Source organism: Prauserella sediminis, assembly GCF_014195435.1.
Classification (GTDB): Bacteria; Actinomycetota; Actinomycetes; order Mycobacteriales; family Pseudonocardiaceae; genus Prauserella; species Prauserella salsuginis.
In genome coordinates this window covers 313,282-329,789 of the sequence record NZ_JACIBS010000001.1, presented here as the reverse complement: position 1 = coordinate 329,789, position 16,508 = coordinate 313,282, and the positions used below count along the sequence as shown (strand labels likewise).

18 protein-coding genes are annotated in these 16,508 nt (G+C 70.6%); 14 read left to right on the top strand and 4 right to left on the bottom strand.

Annotated elements, in window-relative coordinates:
- Window positions 1–132: 132 nt before the first annotated feature.
- The 7 genes from FB384_RS01500 (at window position 133) to FB384_RS26655 (ending at window position 6,974) form a co-directional block, all read left to right on the top strand.
- Window positions 133–852 carry a ribonuclease HII gene (locus FB384_RS01500; protein ID WP_183778440.1) on the top strand — a complete coding sequence of 240 codons (720 nt, stop codon included), beginning with the start codon at window positions 133–135 and terminating at the stop codon, window positions 850–852.
- Between the two features lie 97 nt (window positions 853–949).
- Window positions 950–1,276, top strand: coding sequence for a DUF2469 domain-containing protein (locus FB384_RS01495; RefSeq protein WP_183778438.1), 327 nt, complete (start codon window positions 950–952; stop codon window positions 1,274–1,276).
- Window positions 1,277–1,493: 217 nt separating this feature from the next.
- Entirely contained in the window at window positions 1,494–1,895 is a 402-nt protein-coding gene (locus FB384_RS01490; RefSeq protein ID WP_183784787.1) for a YraN family protein, read from the top strand.
- Window positions 1,895–3,406 carry a YifB family Mg chelatase-like AAA ATPase gene (locus FB384_RS01485; protein ID WP_183778436.1) on the top strand — a complete coding sequence of 504 codons (1,512 nt, stop codon included), beginning with the start codon at window positions 1,895–1,897 and terminating at the stop codon, window positions 3,404–3,406. The genes FB384_RS01490 and FB384_RS01485 overlap by 1 nt, the downstream gene beginning before the upstream one ends.
- Entirely contained in the window at window positions 3,403–4,647 is a 1,245-nt protein-coding gene (gene dprA, locus FB384_RS01480) for a DNA-processing protein DprA (RefSeq protein ID WP_183778434.1), read from the top strand. Before FB384_RS01485 ends, dprA begins: the two co-directional genes overlap by 4 nt.
- Before the next feature lie 127 nt (window positions 4,648–4,774).
- Window positions 4,775–5,833 carry a tyrosine recombinase XerC gene (locus FB384_RS01475; RefSeq protein ID WP_407676086.1) on the top strand — a complete coding sequence of 353 codons (1,059 nt, stop codon included), beginning with the start codon at window positions 4,775–4,777 and terminating at the stop codon, window positions 5,831–5,833.
- 268 nt (window positions 5,834–6,101) lie between these two features.
- Window positions 6,102–6,974 carry a FliA/WhiG family RNA polymerase sigma factor gene (locus FB384_RS26655; protein ID WP_456319893.1) on the top strand — a complete coding sequence of 291 codons (873 nt, stop codon included), beginning with the start codon at window positions 6,102–6,104 and terminating at the stop codon, window positions 6,972–6,974.
- Between the two features lie 5 nt (window positions 6,975–6,979).
- Here FB384_RS26655 and FB384_RS01465 read toward each other — a convergent pair whose 3' ends face one another.
- Window positions 6,980–7,597 carry a M23 family metallopeptidase gene (locus FB384_RS01465; protein WP_323985088.1) on the bottom strand — a complete coding sequence of 206 codons (618 nt, stop codon included), beginning with the start codon at window positions 7,595–7,597 and terminating at the stop codon, window positions 6,980–6,982.
- A 553-nt stretch (window positions 7,598–8,150) separates the two neighbouring features.
- Between FB384_RS01465 and rpsB the strand changes: the two genes are divergently transcribed.
- From rpsB to FB384_RS01440, 5 genes are all read left to right on the top strand, one after another.
- Window positions 8,151–8,960: a 30S ribosomal protein S2 gene (gene rpsB, locus FB384_RS01460; RefSeq protein ID WP_183778421.1), complete on the top strand. Its 810-nt coding sequence runs from the start codon at window positions 8,151–8,153 to the stop codon at window positions 8,958–8,960.
- A 51-nt stretch (window positions 8,961–9,011) separates the two neighbouring features.
- A complete protein-coding gene (gene tsf, locus FB384_RS01455) occupies window positions 9,012–9,836 on the top strand; it encodes a translation elongation factor Ts (protein WP_183778419.1) in 825 nt (274 codons plus the stop codon).
- Between the two features lie 115 nt (window positions 9,837–9,951).
- On the top strand, window positions 9,952–10,707 hold the full coding sequence (gene pyrH / locus FB384_RS01450) for a UMP kinase (protein ID WP_183778417.1): 756 nt from the start codon (window positions 9,952–9,954) through the stop codon (window positions 10,705–10,707).
- Window positions 10,704–11,261, top strand: coding sequence for a ribosome recycling factor (frr, locus tag FB384_RS01445; RefSeq protein WP_183778415.1), 558 nt, complete (start codon window positions 10,704–10,706; stop codon window positions 11,259–11,261). Before pyrH ends, frr begins: the two co-directional genes overlap by 4 nt.
- Complete coding sequence (locus FB384_RS01440; RefSeq protein WP_183778413.1) at window positions 11,261–12,256, top strand: phosphatidate cytidylyltransferase; 996 nt, start codon at window positions 11,261–11,263, stop codon at window positions 12,254–12,256. Before frr ends, FB384_RS01440 begins: the two co-directional genes overlap by 1 nt.
- 55 nt (window positions 12,257–12,311) lie before the next feature.
- Here FB384_RS01440 and FB384_RS01435 read toward each other — a convergent pair whose 3' ends face one another.
- A complete protein-coding gene (locus tag FB384_RS01435; protein WP_183778411.1) occupies window positions 12,312–13,151 on the bottom strand; it encodes a VOC family protein in 840 nt (279 codons plus the stop codon).
- An 87-nt stretch (window positions 13,152–13,238) separates the two neighbouring features.
- Between FB384_RS01435 and FB384_RS01430 the strand changes: the two genes are divergently transcribed.
- On the top strand, window positions 13,239–14,021 hold the full coding sequence (locus tag FB384_RS01430; RefSeq protein ID WP_183778409.1) for a class I SAM-dependent methyltransferase: 783 nt from the start codon (window positions 13,239–13,241) through the stop codon (window positions 14,019–14,021).
- Here the strand turns inward: FB384_RS01430 and FB384_RS01425 are convergent.
- Window positions 13,982–14,587 (bottom strand): PadR family transcriptional regulator, encoded by a 606-nt coding sequence (locus FB384_RS01425; RefSeq protein ID WP_183778407.1) that lies wholly within the window; start codon window positions 14,585–14,587, stop codon window positions 13,982–13,984. The two genes, FB384_RS01430 and FB384_RS01425, sit on opposite strands and share 40 nt — an antisense overlap.
- A 97-nt stretch (window positions 14,588–14,684) precedes the next feature.
- Here FB384_RS01425 and rlmN point away from each other — a divergent pair, with 97 nt between their 5' ends.
- Window positions 14,685–15,791 (top strand): 23S rRNA (adenine(2503)-C(2))-methyltransferase RlmN, encoded by a 1,107-nt coding sequence (rlmN, locus tag FB384_RS01420; protein ID WP_183778405.1) that lies wholly within the window; start codon window positions 14,685–14,687, stop codon window positions 15,789–15,791.
- A 16-nt stretch (window positions 15,792–15,807) separates the two neighbouring features.
- Here rlmN and FB384_RS01415 read toward each other — a convergent pair whose 3' ends face one another.
- A complete protein-coding gene (locus FB384_RS01415) occupies window positions 15,808–16,506 on the bottom strand; it encodes a FadR/GntR family transcriptional regulator (protein ID WP_183778403.1) in 699 nt (232 codons plus the stop codon).
- Window positions 16,507–16,508: the final 2 nt, after the last annotated feature.

Below are 16,508 nucleotides of genomic sequence, written 5' to 3'. Positions count from 1 at the left end.
CTGGAGCCTGCCGTGCCCACACCGTCGAACCGTTCCCCGGCATCGTCGAATCCGGCCGTGAACCGGCCGCGGCGACGGTCGTCGTTGTCATCCGCCGGCCCGAGGCCTCCGCGCGCGATCATCCGCGGCGCGATGCCGTGGGCATTGCAGGGTGCGCTGGACCGTCGCGGACTGGGTCCGGTGGCCGGGGTCGACGAGGCGGGCCGTGGTGCCTGTGCCGGTCCGCTGGTGGTCGCCGCGTGCGTGCTGCGCCCCGGCGACGCGTCCCGGCTGCCGGAACTCACCGATTCGAAACTGCTGACGGCAGCGGCCAGGGAACGCGTGTACGAGCGGGTCGTCCGGCGCGCCGTCTCCTACACGGTCGTCGTCGTGCCGCCCGACGAGGTGGACGCCCGTGGCATCCACGTCACCAACATCGAAGGCATGCGCCGCGCGGTGACCCGGCTGGAGGTCGCGCCGGGCTATGTGCTGATCGACGGGTTCCGTGTGCCGGGGCTGCCCGCACCGAGCATTCCCGTGATCAAGGGCGATCGCGTGGCGGCATGTGTGGCGGCGGCGTCGGTGCTGGCCAAGGTCACCCGCGACCGGATCATGGCCGATCTGCACGCCGAGTATCCGCAGTACGGGTTCGACGTGCACAAGGGCTACACGACGGCGGACCACGGGCGGGCGCTGACGGACCACGGACCGTGCGCGGCGCACCGCTGGTCGTACACGAACGTCGCCGTTGCGGCGCAGGAACACGACCTGCAGCCGCCGCACCCGGTGATGCTGACCGCGGCTGCGCTGCAGGCGAAGCCGGCGCCCGCCATCGACAACCAGGAAGCGCTGTTCGACGTTCCCGCCGGGTGAGGTGGAAAACGGCGGCGCCCGAGTCCTCTCCAGCCGTGGCTTCGGGTGTCACAATGGTTGTTCGCCACCGACCGGCTGTAAGGCTTGCGAGGAGCAGATGAGCGCAGAGGATCTCGAGAAGTACGAGACCGAGATGGAACTGTCGCTGTACCGGGAGTACCGCGACATCGTCGGGCAGTTCTCGTACGTCGTGGAGACCGAGCGGCGGTTCTACCTGGCCAACTCCGTCGACGTGCAGGTGCGTGACAGCGGCGGCGAGGTGTACTTCGAGGTGCGCATGTCGGACGCGTGGGTGTGGGACATGTACCGCCCGGCCCGCTTCGTCAAGAGCGTCCGGGTGATCACCTTCAAGGACGTCAACGTCGAAGAGCTGGAGAAGCCCGAGCTACGGCTGCCGGAGGAGGGCGGCCCGTTCGGCGGCTGACGTGCGGTCCGCCGCACCTTCGGCAGGTGCCGGCGACGTAGCACAGACCCCCGACAACACCGGAGTGCCGCAGCCCTCGGCGGACGGGTTGTCCACAGCACCCGGGTTGTCCACAACTTCGCAGAATCCCCCTGCCGCGGAGCCGGTCAGCCGGTGATCGTGGGTTCGAGGGCCGGTGAGTGCCGGCCGCGGACCTTGGGGGTGAACGCGAGTGAGTATCACGTTGCGCGGCCGGGGGAACGACAGTTCCCGGGCACGCGGCAGACGATCCCACCTCGACCTCGGCCGCAGGGGCGAAGACCTGGCGGCGCGGTATCTGACCGAACGCGGCCTGGTCGTGCTGAGCCGCAACTGGCGATGCCGGGAGGGTGAGCTCGACATCGTCGCGACCGACCGGTCCACCCTCGTCGTGTGCGAGGTCAAAACCCGGTCCGGGCACCGTTTCGGAGACCCGGCGGAGGCCGTCACCGACGACAAACAGGCACGGATCCGCAGGGTCACGTCGCGGTGGCTGTCGGAGTTCCAGGTGGGCTGGTGCCCGATCCGGTTCGATGTGCTCTCCGTGGACTGCACGCCGGGTGGCGAGCCGACGGTGCGGCACATCGTGGGGGCGTTCTGATGCCGCTCGCACGCGCCTGGTCGGTCGCCCTGATCGGCATCGACGGGCGGCCGGTGGAGATCGAGGCGGACATCGGTGCCGGACTACCCGGGACGAAACTCGTCGGCCTGCCGGACGCGGGCCTGCGGGAGGCCAAGGACCGGGTGCGGGCTGCGGTCCGCAACAGTGGTCAGCGTTGGCCCGACAGCAACGTGACACTGGGTCTGTCGCCTGCGGATCTGCCGAAGGACGGCTCCGGCTACGACCTGGGGATCGCCGCGGCCGTGCTCGCGGCGTCCGGCGCGGTGCCCGCTCCGAAGCTGGTGGACACGATCCTGCTGGGGGAACTGGCGCTCGACGGCAGGGTCCGGCCGGTGCGCGGCGTGCTGCCGGCACTGCTGGCAGCGCGGAAGTCCGGGTACCAGCGGGCGGTGGTGGCACCCGAATCGCTCGCCGAAGGGTCATTGGTCGGCGGAATCGACGTACTGGCTGCCGGGCGCCTCGGTGAGCTCATCGCCTGGCTGTGCGACGAGGACGGGCTGGACCGCGCCGAACCGGACCACGGCCGCGCCCAGCCGGAACACCCGGACCTGGCCGACGTCGCCGGACAACCCGAGGCCCGCTGGGCCCTCGAAGTCGCGGCGGCGGGCGGGCACAACCTGCTGATGACCGGCCCACCGGGGGTCGGCAAGACGATGCTGGCCACGCGCCTGCCGGGGCTGCTGCCCGCGCTCGGGGACGACGAAGCGCTCGAGGTCACCGCGGTGCACTCGGTCGACGGCTCTTTGGAACCCGACTCGCCGCTGGTGCGGGTGCCACCGTTCGTCGCGCCCCACCATTCGATCTCGGTCGCCGCGCTGATCGGCGGCGGCACCGGTATCGCCACGCCCGGTGTGATCAGCAAGGCGCATCGCGGGGTGCTCTTCCTCGACGAGGCTGCGGAGTACGGCGGCGAACGCCTCGACGCGCTGCGCACCGTGCTGGAGGAGGGTGAGGTGCGGATCGCCCGCTCGCGTGGCTCGGTCCGCTATCCGGCGCGATTCCAGCTGGTGCTGGCCACGAACACCTGCCCGTGCGCGCCCCCGCAGGAAACGGAGTGCCGGTGCAGCCCGGCGGCGCGGCGGCGGTATCTGGCGAAGCTGTCCGGTCCGTTGCTCGACCGGGTCGATCTGCGGGTGCGGATGCGCCCGGTGACCTCGATGAACATGGCGGGCGGCGAGTCGGCCGAGCCGACCGGGCGCGTTCGGGAACGTGTCGTCGCGGCGCGTGAGCGTGCGGCGAAGCGATGGTCGGACCACGGCTGGCAGACCAACGCCGAGGTGCCGGGCCCGGCGCTGCGCCGCGAGTTCGCCCTCCCGCCGGAGGCGACCCGACTGCTCGACCGCGGGTTGAGCCGGGGTGCCATCACCGCCCGCGGAGCCGACAGGTGCCTCCGCATCGCGTGGACGTTGTCGGACTTGGCGGAGGCCGACGAGCCGACCGCCGACCATGTCGCAGCCGCTCTCGAGTTCCGGGATCGGAGGGCGGCATGAACGCCGAAGGCGACGCCGGAACCGGTCCCCGGGCGGAGGCGGCTGCCGACGCCGTGCACCGCGCCCGCGCGTACCTGCTCGGTGCCGCCGAGCCGCCCGCCCCTGCGCTCGCTGCGTTCGTCGCAGGACACGGCCCGATGGAAGCGGCCGAGCGGGTCCGCCGCGGTGACGTGCCCGAGCGGGTCGCGCAGGAGACCGAGGCGCGGCGCGACACGGACAGGTCGGAGAGGGACCTCGCCAGGGCTGCCGAAGCGGGCTACCGGCTGCTGACCCCGGAGGACGACGAGTGGCCCGCGTGGCCGCTGTTGTCACTCGAGGTGGCTACCGGCCGTGGGGCGGACGGTGTCGCGCCGCCGCTCGGCCTGTGGGTCAGGGGAACGGCACGGCTCGACGAGTCCGTGGATGGTGCGGTGGCGGTGGTCGGGGCGCGAGCCGCCACCGAGTACGGCGAGTACACCGCGGCGGAACTCGCGCACGGACTCGTGGCCGAGGGCGTGGCGGTCTTCTCCGGTGCGGCCTACGGCATCGACGGTGCCGCCCATCGTGGCGCGCTGGCCGCCGGTGGTCCGACCGTGGCGGTGCTGGGCTGCGGACTCGATGCCGGTTACCCGGCGGGGCATGTCGGACTGCTCAATCGGATCGCCGACCGGGGTGCGGTGATCAGCGAATATCCTCCGGGTGCACCGCCGGCGCGCCACCGATTCCTCGTCCGGAACCGGCTGCTCGCGGCGCTCACCGCTGGAACGGTCGTCGTCGAGGCCGGCCGGCGGAGCGGTGCCCGCAACACGTCGTCGACGGCCGGAGTGCTCGGCAAGGTCGTCATGGCGGTTCCGGGGCCGGTCGGTTCCGCGACGTCGGTCGGCTGTCACGAGCTGATCCGCGAGGCGTACGCGACGTTGGTGGGATCGGTCTCCGACGTGCTCAGCACCGTCGGACGACTGGGGGACCACGGAGGCGAGGTGACCGCGCCGCGGCCTCGAAGGCCGACCGACGAACTCGGCCCACAGGCCCTGCGCGTGCACGAGGCGCTGGGCAGACGGCGGGGCCTGTCGCCGGAAGCCGTGGCCGAGGAATCGGGTGTACCGCTCGCTCGCGTGCGCGCGTTGTTGCCGGAACTGGAACTGTCCGGGCTCGCTGAGCGCTGCGAGACCGGCTGGAGACTCGCCGCCGGTGTCCCCGATCGAGTGATTTCGCCCGGTAGTGGGACGGGAACGGGCGAGAACCGCCCGCGTACCGGCTGATTGCAGCTTGATCATCGAGGTGTGGCGATGCTTGACCCCGTTCGTGGCGTGGCCCAGCGTCGGCGGCATGAGTTCTTCGACAGCGCGCGGGCGGCGGTCCGCGGGCACCGCAGGTCGCCGCGCGGACCTGCGCCGGTTGCGCCAGCGGCTGCCGGTGCGCGCCGCAACCGTCGTCGATGACTACGAGCGGCACCTGGCGTCCGAACGAGGGCTGTCGGAGCACACGGTTCGCGCCTATGTCGGTGACGTCGTGTCGATGCTGGCGTTCCTCCACGGACTCGACGGTGCCGGGGAAACCGGGGAAGCCGAATCCGACGGTGCGGATTCCGGCGAGGTCGACCCCGGCGACGGCAGGTCGGCCGGCGCAGGCTCCGGTGAGCCCGGCGGGCCCGGTGAGCCCGGTGAGCCCGGCGGGCCCGGTGGGCTCGACATCGGGGTGCTGCGTGCCTGGCTGGCGCAACAGCGCGGCGAAGGCCACAGCCGCACCACACTCGCGCGGCGGGCGGCCTCGGCGAGGACGTTCACCGCGTGGGCCGCGGACCGCGGACTGCTGGCGGTCGATCCGGGGCTCCGGCTGGCTGCTCCGAAGGCACACCGCAGGTTGCCCGGGGTGTTGCGGCAGGAACAGGCCTCCGACGTCATGGGTGCGTCCGCAACGGGGGCGCAACAGGAGGATCCGGTCGCCCTGCGTGATTACGCACTCCTGGAGATGCTGTACGCGACGGGAATGCGGGTGGCCGAACTGTGCGCCGTCGACGTGGACGACGCCGACCTCGACAGCAGGCTCGTGCGGGTGTTCGGCAAGGGATCGAAGGAACGGATGGTTCCGTTCGGGTTGCCCGCCGAACGGGCGCTGCGGTCGTGGCTCGACGCGGGTCGCGGCGCGCTGGTCACCGCGTCGTCGGGCGCTGCGCTGTTCCTCGGCGCCCGGGGCGGGCGGATCGACCAGAGGACTGTGCGGCGCGTCGTGCACGACGCCGTAGAGTCGGTGCCCGGCGCGGCGGGCATGGGCCCGCACGGGCTGCGGCACACGGCGGCGACGCACCTGCTCGAAGGGGGAGCGGATCTGCGAAGCGTTCAGGAACTGCTCGGTCACGCTACGCTGTCCACGACGCAGCTCTACACGCACGTGACCGTCGAGCGGCTGAAGGCGATTCATGACCGAACCCACCCCCGTGCCCAATGACACCGGTGGAGTTTCGGCCCATACGGTCGCGAGCAGGGCGGGTGAGACCGTGACATCCACTCGTGAACCCGCCGACGCGCCCACCGCGGAGCCGCCCGTCGGTGACGCAGCACCCGCCAGCTACGGAGCACCCGGAACGGACGGGGTACCCGGCGCCGACGCAGCGTCGGGCGCCGACGCAACGGCCGGCACGGACGCAGCGGCCGGCACGGACGCCCCGGTCGCCGTCGACGCCACCGGCACCGATGCAGCCGCTGCCGCTGCCGCCGTGACGGACACCCCGGTGGCCGGGGTCGACCGGGCCGACGGGGACGCGCCGGCCAGTGGCCCTGCTCGCCCCCTACCGGCCGACGCGAACGGCTCCGGCGGTGGCCGGGCCGAAGCGGATGCCGCGATCAAGGCGTTGTGGCACGAGTTCGCCACCGAGCCGTCGCAGCGCGTGCGTGATCGCCTCGTGCTGCACTACGCGCCGCTGGTCAAGTACGTCGCCGGCCGAGTGGGCACGGGACTGCCCACCCACGTCGACGTCGCGGACCTGATCCAGTCGGGCATCTTCGGGCTCGTCGACGCGATCGAGAAGTTCGACCCGGACCGCGGGCTGCGGTTCGAGACCTACGCGATGCAGCGCATCCGCGGCGCGATCCTCGACGACCTGCGGTCGCAGGATTGGGTCCCACGCGTCGTCCGCAGCCGTGCCCGCGAGGTGGAACGCACACTCGAGCGGCTCGGAGCGCGGCTCGGCCGGACGCCGACGGACGCCGAGGTCGCCGCCGAACTGGGCATCTCACTGGGCGAACTGCACGATCTCTACGGGCAGTTGCGGCTCACCAGCGTCGTCGCGCTCGAGACGCTCGTCGCGGCAGGCCGGGACAGCGAATCGGTCGTCGAATCGCTGCCCGACGACGAGGCGGTCGACCCCGCGGCCGTGCTCGTCGACCGCGACAACCGCAAGCAGCTCGCCGACGCCATCGCTCAGCTCAACGAGCGGGACCGCATCGTCGTCAGCCTCTACTACTTCGAGAGCCTGACGCTCGCCGAGATCGGCAAGGTCCTCGGCGTGACCGAATCGCGGGTCAGCCAGCTGCACACGCGGGCGGTTCTGCGGCTGCGCGCGAAACTCCAGGAGCAGTCCGGGACCTGAGACGGTCAGCCGGGCCACGGCTTCAGCCGCAGCGGGCCCGCTGCGGGCACGACGGTGAGTGGGTCCAGGTACCGTTCGCCGCGCCGCAACCCCCAGTGCAGGCATGCCGCGCGGTCACAACCGTCGTGGCCGCGGGTGACCGTGCCGATGCGTCGACCCGCCTCCACCCGCTCTCCCTCGGCGACCTGCACCGACAGTGGTTCGTACGTCGTGCGCAGGCCACCGGGGTGTTCGATCGACACGACGCCCCTGCCCGCGAGGTCACCGGCGTGGACGATCCGCCCGGCGGCGGCCGCCGACACCGGTTTCCCGGGTTCGGCGGCCAGGTCGACACCCCGATGGCCGGGGCCGTACTCGCTGTCCGGGGGATCGAACGGCCGCACCACCTCCGGTTGCGGAGTCAACGGCCAGGTGAACGTCACCTCGGCATGCGGCTCGCCCGTGGCACGCAAGGACCGCACGGCGGCTGTCTCGGCACCTGCGACCTCGGCACCTGCGATCTCGGTCCCGGCCGTCCCTCCCGCCCCGGACCGCGGGCCCGGTGCGGCGGTGATGTCCGGCGGGACGAGCGCCGTGACGGCGGTGACAACGGTGACGACGGCGGTGACGACCGCGACCGCCACTGCGACGCCGCTGGTGACGGTCGCGGCCCCGGCGCCGCGGAGCTGTCCCGGAGAGGGTGCCGCCGGCGTACGGACCGCGATGACGGTACGTGCCCGCCGCCGCGGCCCGTTCCGGCCACGTCCGGCTGCGCACGAGCGGCGTGGCGGAACCGCGGGCGGTCGCGCGATCGAACGGAACCTCATCTGCCCAGCGTCCCGCTGCGAATGCCGGCGGTGGTCGTGCGCTGCGAATCTGTGGATGGCCGACGTCGATGTGGACAACTCGTGGCGGCCGGGCCTCCGGGTCGAGCGCCGATGGCCGGGCGGCGTACACTACTTGGCGCAGTCTGTGTTCACACAGGCTGACTTCGCGTGCACGTGCGTGCCCCGCCAGCGGTTTCGGCCGTCACGGGGCGACGGTGCCCGGCGGTCTCCCGGACCGAGGAACGACCCGGGAGTCCGGACGCCGGCACGGCACCAGGGCGGCCACCGACCCCGGTGGACCGCGACAACCGGCCCCGCGCGCCGGACGAGACGTCCGGTGCGCCTAGACAGAAGAGGTGCGAATCAGGCCATGGCCGTCGTCACCATGAAGCAGCTGCTCGATTCCGGCGTGCACTTCGGGCACCAGACCCGCCGCTGGAATCCGAAGATGAAGCGCTACATCCTCACCGAGCGCAACGGCATCTACATCATCGACCTGCAGCAGACGCTGAGCTACATCGACCGCGCGTTCGAGTTCGTCAAGGAGACGGTCGCGCACGGCGGCACGATCCTGTTCGTCGGCACGAAGAAGCAGGCGCAGGAGGCCATCGCGACGGAGGCCCAGCGTGTGGGCATGCCGTTCGTGAACCAGCGCTGGCTCGGCGGCATGCTGACCAACTTCCAGACCGTGCACCGTCGTCTTCAGCGGCTCAAGGAGCTGGAGTCGATGGAGCAGACCGGCGGCTTCCAGGGGCTGAACAAGCGCGAGATCCTCACGCTCACCCGTGAGAAGGACAAGCTGGAGAGGACTCTCGGCGGTATCCGCGACATGTCCAGGGTGCCGAGCGCCATCTGGATCGTGGACACCAAGAAGGAGCACATCGCCGTCGGCGAGGCGCGCAAGCTCAACATCCCGGTCGTGGCGATCCTCGACACGAACTGCGACCCGGACGAGGTCGACTACCCGATCCCGGGCAACGACGACGCGATCCGCTCGGCCGCCCTGCTGACCAAGGTCGTCGCCGAGGCCGCCGCCGCGGGCCTGATGGCTCGTTCCGGTCGCAACGGTGCCGCCCCCGAGGGTGAGGACAAGCCCGAGGCCGCTGCCGAGCCGCTTCCCGAGTGGGAGCAGGAGCTGCTCGCCGGCTCCGAGGCCGCCGGGCAGAGCACCGCTTCCTGATCCCGTACCGACACCACCTGCGCATCCAGCGACAGAGAACGGAAACGCACGATGGCGAACTACACCGCGGCAGACGTCAAGCGCCTCCGCGAACTCACCGGCTCCGGCATGATGGACTGCAAGAAAGCGCTGGAGGAGAGCGAAGGCGACTTCGACAAGGCCGTTGAAATCCTGCGCATCAAGGGCGCCAAGGATGTCGGCAAGCGGGCCGAGCGGTCGACCGCAGAGGGCCTGGTGGCCGGCGCCGGCGGTGCCCTGATCGAGCTGAACTCCGAGACCGACTTCGTCGCGAAGAACGAGGAGTTCCAGCAGCTGGCCGACAAGCTCGTCGAGGTCGCCCAGCAGCAGAAGACCGACGACGTCGAGAAGTTCAAGGCCGCAGAGGTCGACGGCAAGTCCGTCGCCGAGGTCGTCCAGGAGCTCTCGGCGAAGCTCGGTGAGAAGCTCGAGGTCCGCCGGGTCACGTACTTCGACGGCAACGTCGAGACGTACCTGCACCGTCGCGGCTCCGGGCTGCCGCCCGCGGTCGGCGTGCTCATCGAGTACACCGGCGAGGGCGAGGCGGCCGCCGAGGCCGCCCGCGGCGCGGCGCTGCAGGTCGCGGCGCTGAAGGCGCAGTACCTGACGCGTGACGAGGTGCCGTCCGACGTCGTCGACAACGAGCGTCGGATCGCCGAGTCGACCGCCCGCGAGGAGGGCAAGCCGGAGCAGGCCTTGCCGAAGATCATCGAGGGCAAGGTCAACGCGTACTACAAGGACAACGTGCTGCTGGAGCAGCCGTCGGTCACGGACAACAAGAAGACCGTGAAGGCGCTGCTCGACGAGGCCGGGGTCACCGTGACGCGGTTCGCCCGCTTCGAGGTCGGCCAGGCCTGAGTCCGCTCGCACGCATGTGCCCCGTCTCCCGCCAGGCCGGAGGCGGGGCACATGTGCGAGACCCACATCGATACCCCTCCGATCGCCGCCCGTAGACGCTGAAGGGACCCCGGACATGACCGAAGGACAGACCGACCGGCCCGGACGCGGATACCGGAGAGTCCTGCTGAAGCTCGGTGGCGAGATGTTCGGCGGTGGCTCCGTCGGCGTCGACCCGGACGTGGTCCACTCGGTCGCCGTGCAGATCGCCGAGGTCGTGCGTGACGGCGCGCAGATCGCGGTCGTCATCGGCGGCGGCAACTTCTTCCGCGGTGCGGAGTTGTCGACACGTGGACTCGACCGTGACCGCGCCGACTACATGGCGATGCTCGGCACCGTGATGAACTCGCTGGCGTTGCAGGACTTCCTCGAGAAGGAAGGCGTGCCGACGCGCGTGCAGACCGCCATCACGATGGGGCAGGTCGCCGAGCCGTACATTCCGCGCCGGGCGGAGCGTCACCTGGAGAAGGGTCGCGTGGTCATCTTCGGCGCGGGCACCGGCATGCCCTACTTCTCCACCGACACCGCCGCGGCCCAGCGTGCGCTGGAGATCGGCTGCGACGCCGTGCTGATGGCGAAGGCCGTCGACGGTGTGTTCACCGCCGACCCCCGGGTGGATGCGAGTGCCAAGCTGTACGACGAGATCACCCACCGCGAGGTGCTCGAGCGCGGCCTCAAGGTGGCCGACACGACGGCGTTCAGCCTGTGCATGGACAACAACATGCCGATCATCGTTTTCAATCTCCTCACCGAGGGCAACATCGCGCGCGCGGTCAGCGGTGAGAGGATCGGAACACTGGTCAGTACACCGACGAACCTGGAGCAGCCGTGATCGACGAGACACTCTTCGACGCAGAAGAGAAGATGGAAAAGGCGGTGTCCCACGCCAAGGAGGAGCTGTCGTCGGTGCGCACCGGCAGGGCGAGCCCGGCGATGTTCTCCCGTATCACGGTCGAGTACTACGGCGCGCCGACTCCGCTGAACCAGATGGCCAGCATCAACATCCCCGAGGCGCGCATGGCCGTCGTCAAGCCGTACGACGCGTCGCAGCTCGCGGCCATCGAGAAGGCCATTCGGGACTCCGACCTGGGCGTGAACCCGACCAACGACGGCCACATCATCCGCGTCGTCTTCCCGCAGCTCACCGAGGAGCGGCGCAAGGAGATGGTCAAGGTCGCCAAGCAGAAGGGCGAGGAGGCCCGTGTCTCCGTCCGCGGGGTGCGCCGCAAGGCGAAGGACGAGCTCGATCGCATCGGCAAGGACGGCGAGGCCGGTGAGGACGAGGTCAACCGCGCGGAGAAGGAGCTGCAGAACCTCACGGACAAGTACGTGGCGCAGGTCGAGGAGCTCGTCAAGCACAAGGAATCCGAGCTGCTCGAGGTCTGATGCCGAACGTGACCGACGACCGGGAGCGGCGCTCCGGTGCTGCCGATCCTGGCCGGCGTCCGGACGAGAGCGACGACGCCGCAGTGTCCGAGCCGGGTGATCGACCGGGCCGGCCCGCCACACCGGGCGAGCCGTCCGGCCCGTCGTCGGCTTCCGACGAGCCGGTGCATCAGCCCGAGAAGAAGGGGAAGGCCGGGCGGAACCTGCCCGCCGCGATCGGCGTGGGCGTGCTGCTCGGCGGCGCGATCCTGACGTCGCTGTTCACGGTCCGGTACCTGTTCATCGGGATCGTCGCGATCGCGATCGCGATCGGCACGGTCGAACTGAGCAGGGCGTTCCGCAAGGCGGCCGACATCCGCATCGCGATGACACCGGTGCTAGTCGGCGGCCAGGCGATGATCTGGCTGGCCTGGCCGTTCGGCCGGGAAGGCGCGTTGACGGCGTTCGTCCTGACGGTGCTGGTGTGCCTGCTGTGGCGGTTGCCCGGCGGTGCGGACGGCTACGTGCGGGACGTGGGGTCGTCGGTGTTCGCGGCGGCGTATCTGCCGCTGTTCGCCTCGTTCGCGGCGATGCTGGTGCCGCCGGACGACGGGGTGGGCCGGGTCATTTCGTTCATGGTCGTCGTGGTCGCCTCCGACACCGGTGGGTATGTGGCCGGGGTGCTGCGTGGCAGGCATCCGATGGCGCCGTCGATCAGCCCGAAGAAGACCTGGGAAGGTTTCGCCGGTTCACTCGTCGCGGGCATCGCCGCGGGTTCGCTGGCGCTGGCACTGCTCGTCGACGGTCACGCCTGGCAGGGCGTGCTGTTCGGGATCGCGATCGTGCTGACCGCGACGCTCGGCGACCTCATGGAGTCGTTGATCAAGCGCGATCTCGGCATCAAGGACATGGGGAATCTGCTGCCGGGCCACGGCGGGCTGATGGACCGCCTCGATTCGCTGCTGCCGTCGGCGCTCGCGTCGTGGCTGCTGCTCAGCGCTTTCGTCCCGGCCTGACGTCTCGTCGGCCGCGCCTTGTGGGGCTGGGCTGACAGGGGAGGCCCGTCACGGGTCAGTCGTCGTAGGGATCGTCGACCTCGGCGCGGCCGATACCCAGGTCCACGGGACAGCTGTGATCGACCACGGAGAACACGGCGCCGCCGGGGTCGGCGAGCACGGCGATCCGGCCGAACGGGGTGTCGAACGGTGGGGTGATCACCGACCCGCCGAGCATCAGGCTCTGCCCGGCCACCGCATCGGTGCCGCGGTGCGGGTCGACCTGCAGGTAGACCATCCAGTGGGGGCTGTAACCGGCCTGTTCGGGCGGCAGGACGTACCGGTAGATGACGGGTTCGGCGCCGAGCCGCCATTCGAGGTAGTCGATGCCGTCGGTGCCGATCTGCTGGCTGGTGTAGCCGAAGAGCTTGTCGTAGAAGTCGTCGGCGCGCGCGGCGTCGTGGGTGCCCAGGTCGGCGCTGCTGAAGCTGCCGGGCAGGGTCCTGGCGAACGTCCAGCTGTCGGTGATTTGCCAGAACACGACGGGTGCGCCGCTCGGGTCGAGTGCGTGCACGATGGCGCCGCGGTCGGGGATGTCGACGGGTCCGAGGGTGACGACGCCGCCGAGGTGCTGCACCCATTCCGCGGTGGCGGCGGCGTTGGTGACGGCCAGATGCGGCACCCACCCGGTCGGCTGGTTCCGGCCCACCTGGTACATGCCGCCGACTTCCCAGCCGTCGAGTGTCGCGATGTTGTAGCGGTGGTTGACGGTCGCGGGGTCCCGTTTGACGGCGAAGGTCCAGCCGAACAGTTCCTCGTAGTAGGCCCGTGCCGCGGATTCGTCGGGGGTGGCGAGCTCGATCCAGCACGGCGTGCCGGCGGCCAGGAATGCGGTGGGTTCGTTCGTGTCTGACATGGTCCCGAGACCCTTCGCCGCCGTCGTCCTCGAGCTGAAGCGTAAGTGATCTTACGCCCGGGGAAGCGACGTCGATACGCTGTGTGCGTGAACCGGCTCCTGCGCAAGACAGAGGTCTACCCCAGCCCGAACATCTGGTATCACACCGGCACATACGAGCTGGAGAACCGGGTGCAGGACGCCGACGACGCGATCTGGGCCGAGCTGCGTGACAGGGTGCCGTGGACCGGCAGGGATGTCGTCGACGTCGGGTGCGGGGACGGTTTCCACCTTCCTCGGCTGGCGGCGGATGCACGGTCGGTGCTGGGCGTCGAGCCGCACGCTCCGCTGGTGCGGAAGGCGCGCCGGCGCATGGCCGCGTCGTCGAACGTCACGGTGGTGCGTGGCCGTGCACAGCGCATTCCGGTGCCCGACCGGTCCGCGGACCTCGTGCACGCCCGCACCGCGTACTTCTTCGGGCCCGGCTGCGAGCCGGGACTGCGGGAGGCGGAGCGGGTGCTCCGGCCCGGCGGGGCGCTGGTGATCGTGGACCTCGACACCCGGCACGCGCCGTACGGCGACTGGATGCGCGAGGACCTGCCGCACTACGAACCCGACGCCGTCGATGGGTTCTTCGCCGACGCCGGGTTCGCGTGCACACGGGTGGAGACGCGCTGGGTCTTTCCCGACCGGGAGGCCGTGGCGGCTGTGCTGGGCATCGAGTTCAGTCCGCGGGTCGCCCGGCGCGCCGTGGGGGAGACCCTGGGCCGCCGCGCCGGCGCGGGCGGGCCGTTCGAGCTGCCGGTCGGCTACCGGGTGCTGGTGCGCCACAAGCCGGCCGGTCTCGTGATTCACCCTTCCGTCGACGGGGCTTCGCCGAGGATGCCGTAGAGCGTGCGGCGGGCCTCGTCGAGCGCGTCGGTCGCACGGGCACGTTGGTCGCTGGAGGCGACCTGCGAGACCTGTTTGATCGCGACCATCAGTGAGCCTGCCGCCGCGCGGAGCCGGAGCTCGTTGGGGTCGGCGTCCTGGGTGAAGTGCTCCCACGGCGGTGTCCCGATCTTCTCCGCGGCGGCGCGGCCGTCGTCGGTGAGCTGGAACAGGCGCTTGCCGCCCTCCTCGTCGCCCTGGACGAGGCCTTCGTCGGCCAGCAGCTGGAGCGTGGGGTAGATGGAGCCGGGGCTCGGCTTCCAGAACCCGCCGCTGCGCTGGCTGATCTCGCCGATGATCTCGTAGCCGTGCCGCGGCTGTTCGGCCAGCAGCGTCAGGATGGCCGACCGCACGTCACCGCGCTTGCCGCGCCTGCCGGGGCCGCCGTGTCCGCGGCGGGGTCCACCCCGCCTGCCCGGGCCGAACTCGTGCCCGAACTCGTCGTCGAACGGGCCGCCGCGTGGGCCGAAGGCCGGGCGTCCGTGATGGTCGTCCGGTGTCATGAATCCGTTGAGTCGTCTTCTCATGGTTGTCGTTCCTTTCACGATTGTTTCCGACAGGTCGACGATATATCGGAAACAGTCGCCGCGCAACATGTCGACATGTGGGACCATGGCGAGTGCTATGACTGCTCTTCCCCTCGTTTTCGACGCGCCACGCCGCGGCCTGCCCGCGCGGCACCTCGCCGACCTCACGCTGGACGAGCGTGCCGAGGCCGTCGCCGAGCTCGGCGAGAAACCGTTCCGCGCCAAACAGCTCTCGCATCACTACTTCTCGCGGTTGACCGTCGATCCCGAGGAGATGACCGACATCCCGGCGGCGTCCCGGCAGAAGCTGGTCGACGACCTGATGCCGGAGCTGCTCACCGAGGTGCGTGCGCTCGACTGCGATGACGGCGAGACCCGCAAGATGCTGTGGCGGGCGCACGACGGGACGACTCTGGAGAGCGTGCTCATGCGCTATCCGGACCGGGCCACGCTGTGCATCTCCAGTCAGGCGGGGTGTGGGATGGCGTGCCCGTTCTGCGCCACCGGCCAGGGTGGGCTCGACCGCAACCTGTCGACCGCGGAGATCGTGGACCAGGTGCGCTCGGCCGCCGCGGTGATGCGGGACGGCACGATGCCGGGCGGCGAGGGCCGGCTGTCGAACATCGTCTTCATGGGCATGGGGGAGCCGCTCGCCAACTACAAGCGGGTCGTCGCCGCGGTTCGACGGATCACCGAACCCGCGCCCGCGGGCCTCGGCATTTCGCAGCGTTCGGTGACCGTCTCGACAGTCGGCCTCGCGCCCGCGATCCGCAAGCTCGCGGACGAGCGCATGCAGGTACGGCTCGCCGTGTCGCTGCACACGCCGGACGACGAGTTGCGCGACACGCTCGTGCCGGTCAACAACCGCTGGGCGATCGACGAGGTGCTCGAGGCGGCGCGCTACTACGCCGACACCTCCGGTCGTCGCGTGTCGATCGAGTACGCGCTGATCCGTGACATGAACGACCAGCCGTGGCGCGCGGACCTGCTGGCGAAGCGCCTGCGCAAGCACCTCGGCCACCTGGTGCACGTCAACGTCATCCCGCTGAACCCCACGCCGGGCTCGAAGTGGGATGCCTCGCCGAAGGACGTGGAACGCGAGTTCGTCCGCCGCGTCAACGACGGCGGCGTCCCCTGCACCGTGCGTGACACCCGTGGCCAGGAGATCGCCGCCGCCTGCGGCCAGCTGGCCGCGGAGGGCTGACGGCCCGACTGCGGGATCAGCCTGCGCGCAGGTCGTAGAAGCGGCCGATGTGCACGGTCACCGCTTGCGACGCGCGCTGTGGGTCGCCTTGTTCGACGGCGCACAGGATGTCGTGATGCTCCTCGGCGAGTCGGGCCGCGGTGTACGGCCAGCGCAGCATTCGCCCGTACCCGGAGTGCATCTCGCTCTGGACCGCGTCGCCGAGTGAGGTGAGCAGGAGCGTCGCCAGGTCGTTGTGGCCGGCGCGAGCCAGGCAGGTGTGGAACGCCCGGTCGAGCTCGCCGAAGTGATGGATGTCGATGTCACGCTGGGACATCGCCTCGACGATGCCGTGCAGCGGGTCGAGATCTTCGGGGGTGGCGTCGGTCGCCGCACGTGCCGCGACGGTGCTTTCGAGCTCGAGGCGGATGGACATCAGGTCGTTCGTGTCGAAGCCGGACAGGCTCATGTGGACCCGGACGAGCCTGTCGACCGAGGCGCCGCTGTGCTCGCTCAGGACATGACGTTCGTCCGAGTAGTGCAGGACCCGCATCGATTCGAGAATCGCCAGGGCGTGGCGGACCTCGGGCAGTGTGGCGTCGAGACGCCGTGCCAGGTCCCGCTCGTGGGGTAGGCGATCCCCTGCCTCGAGTCGGTCGGCGGCGATCACGTCCTGGATGGCGGTGACGACCTTGCGGCGCGGTTGCAGGTAGCGAACGTTGTCCGGCTCGTCCATCG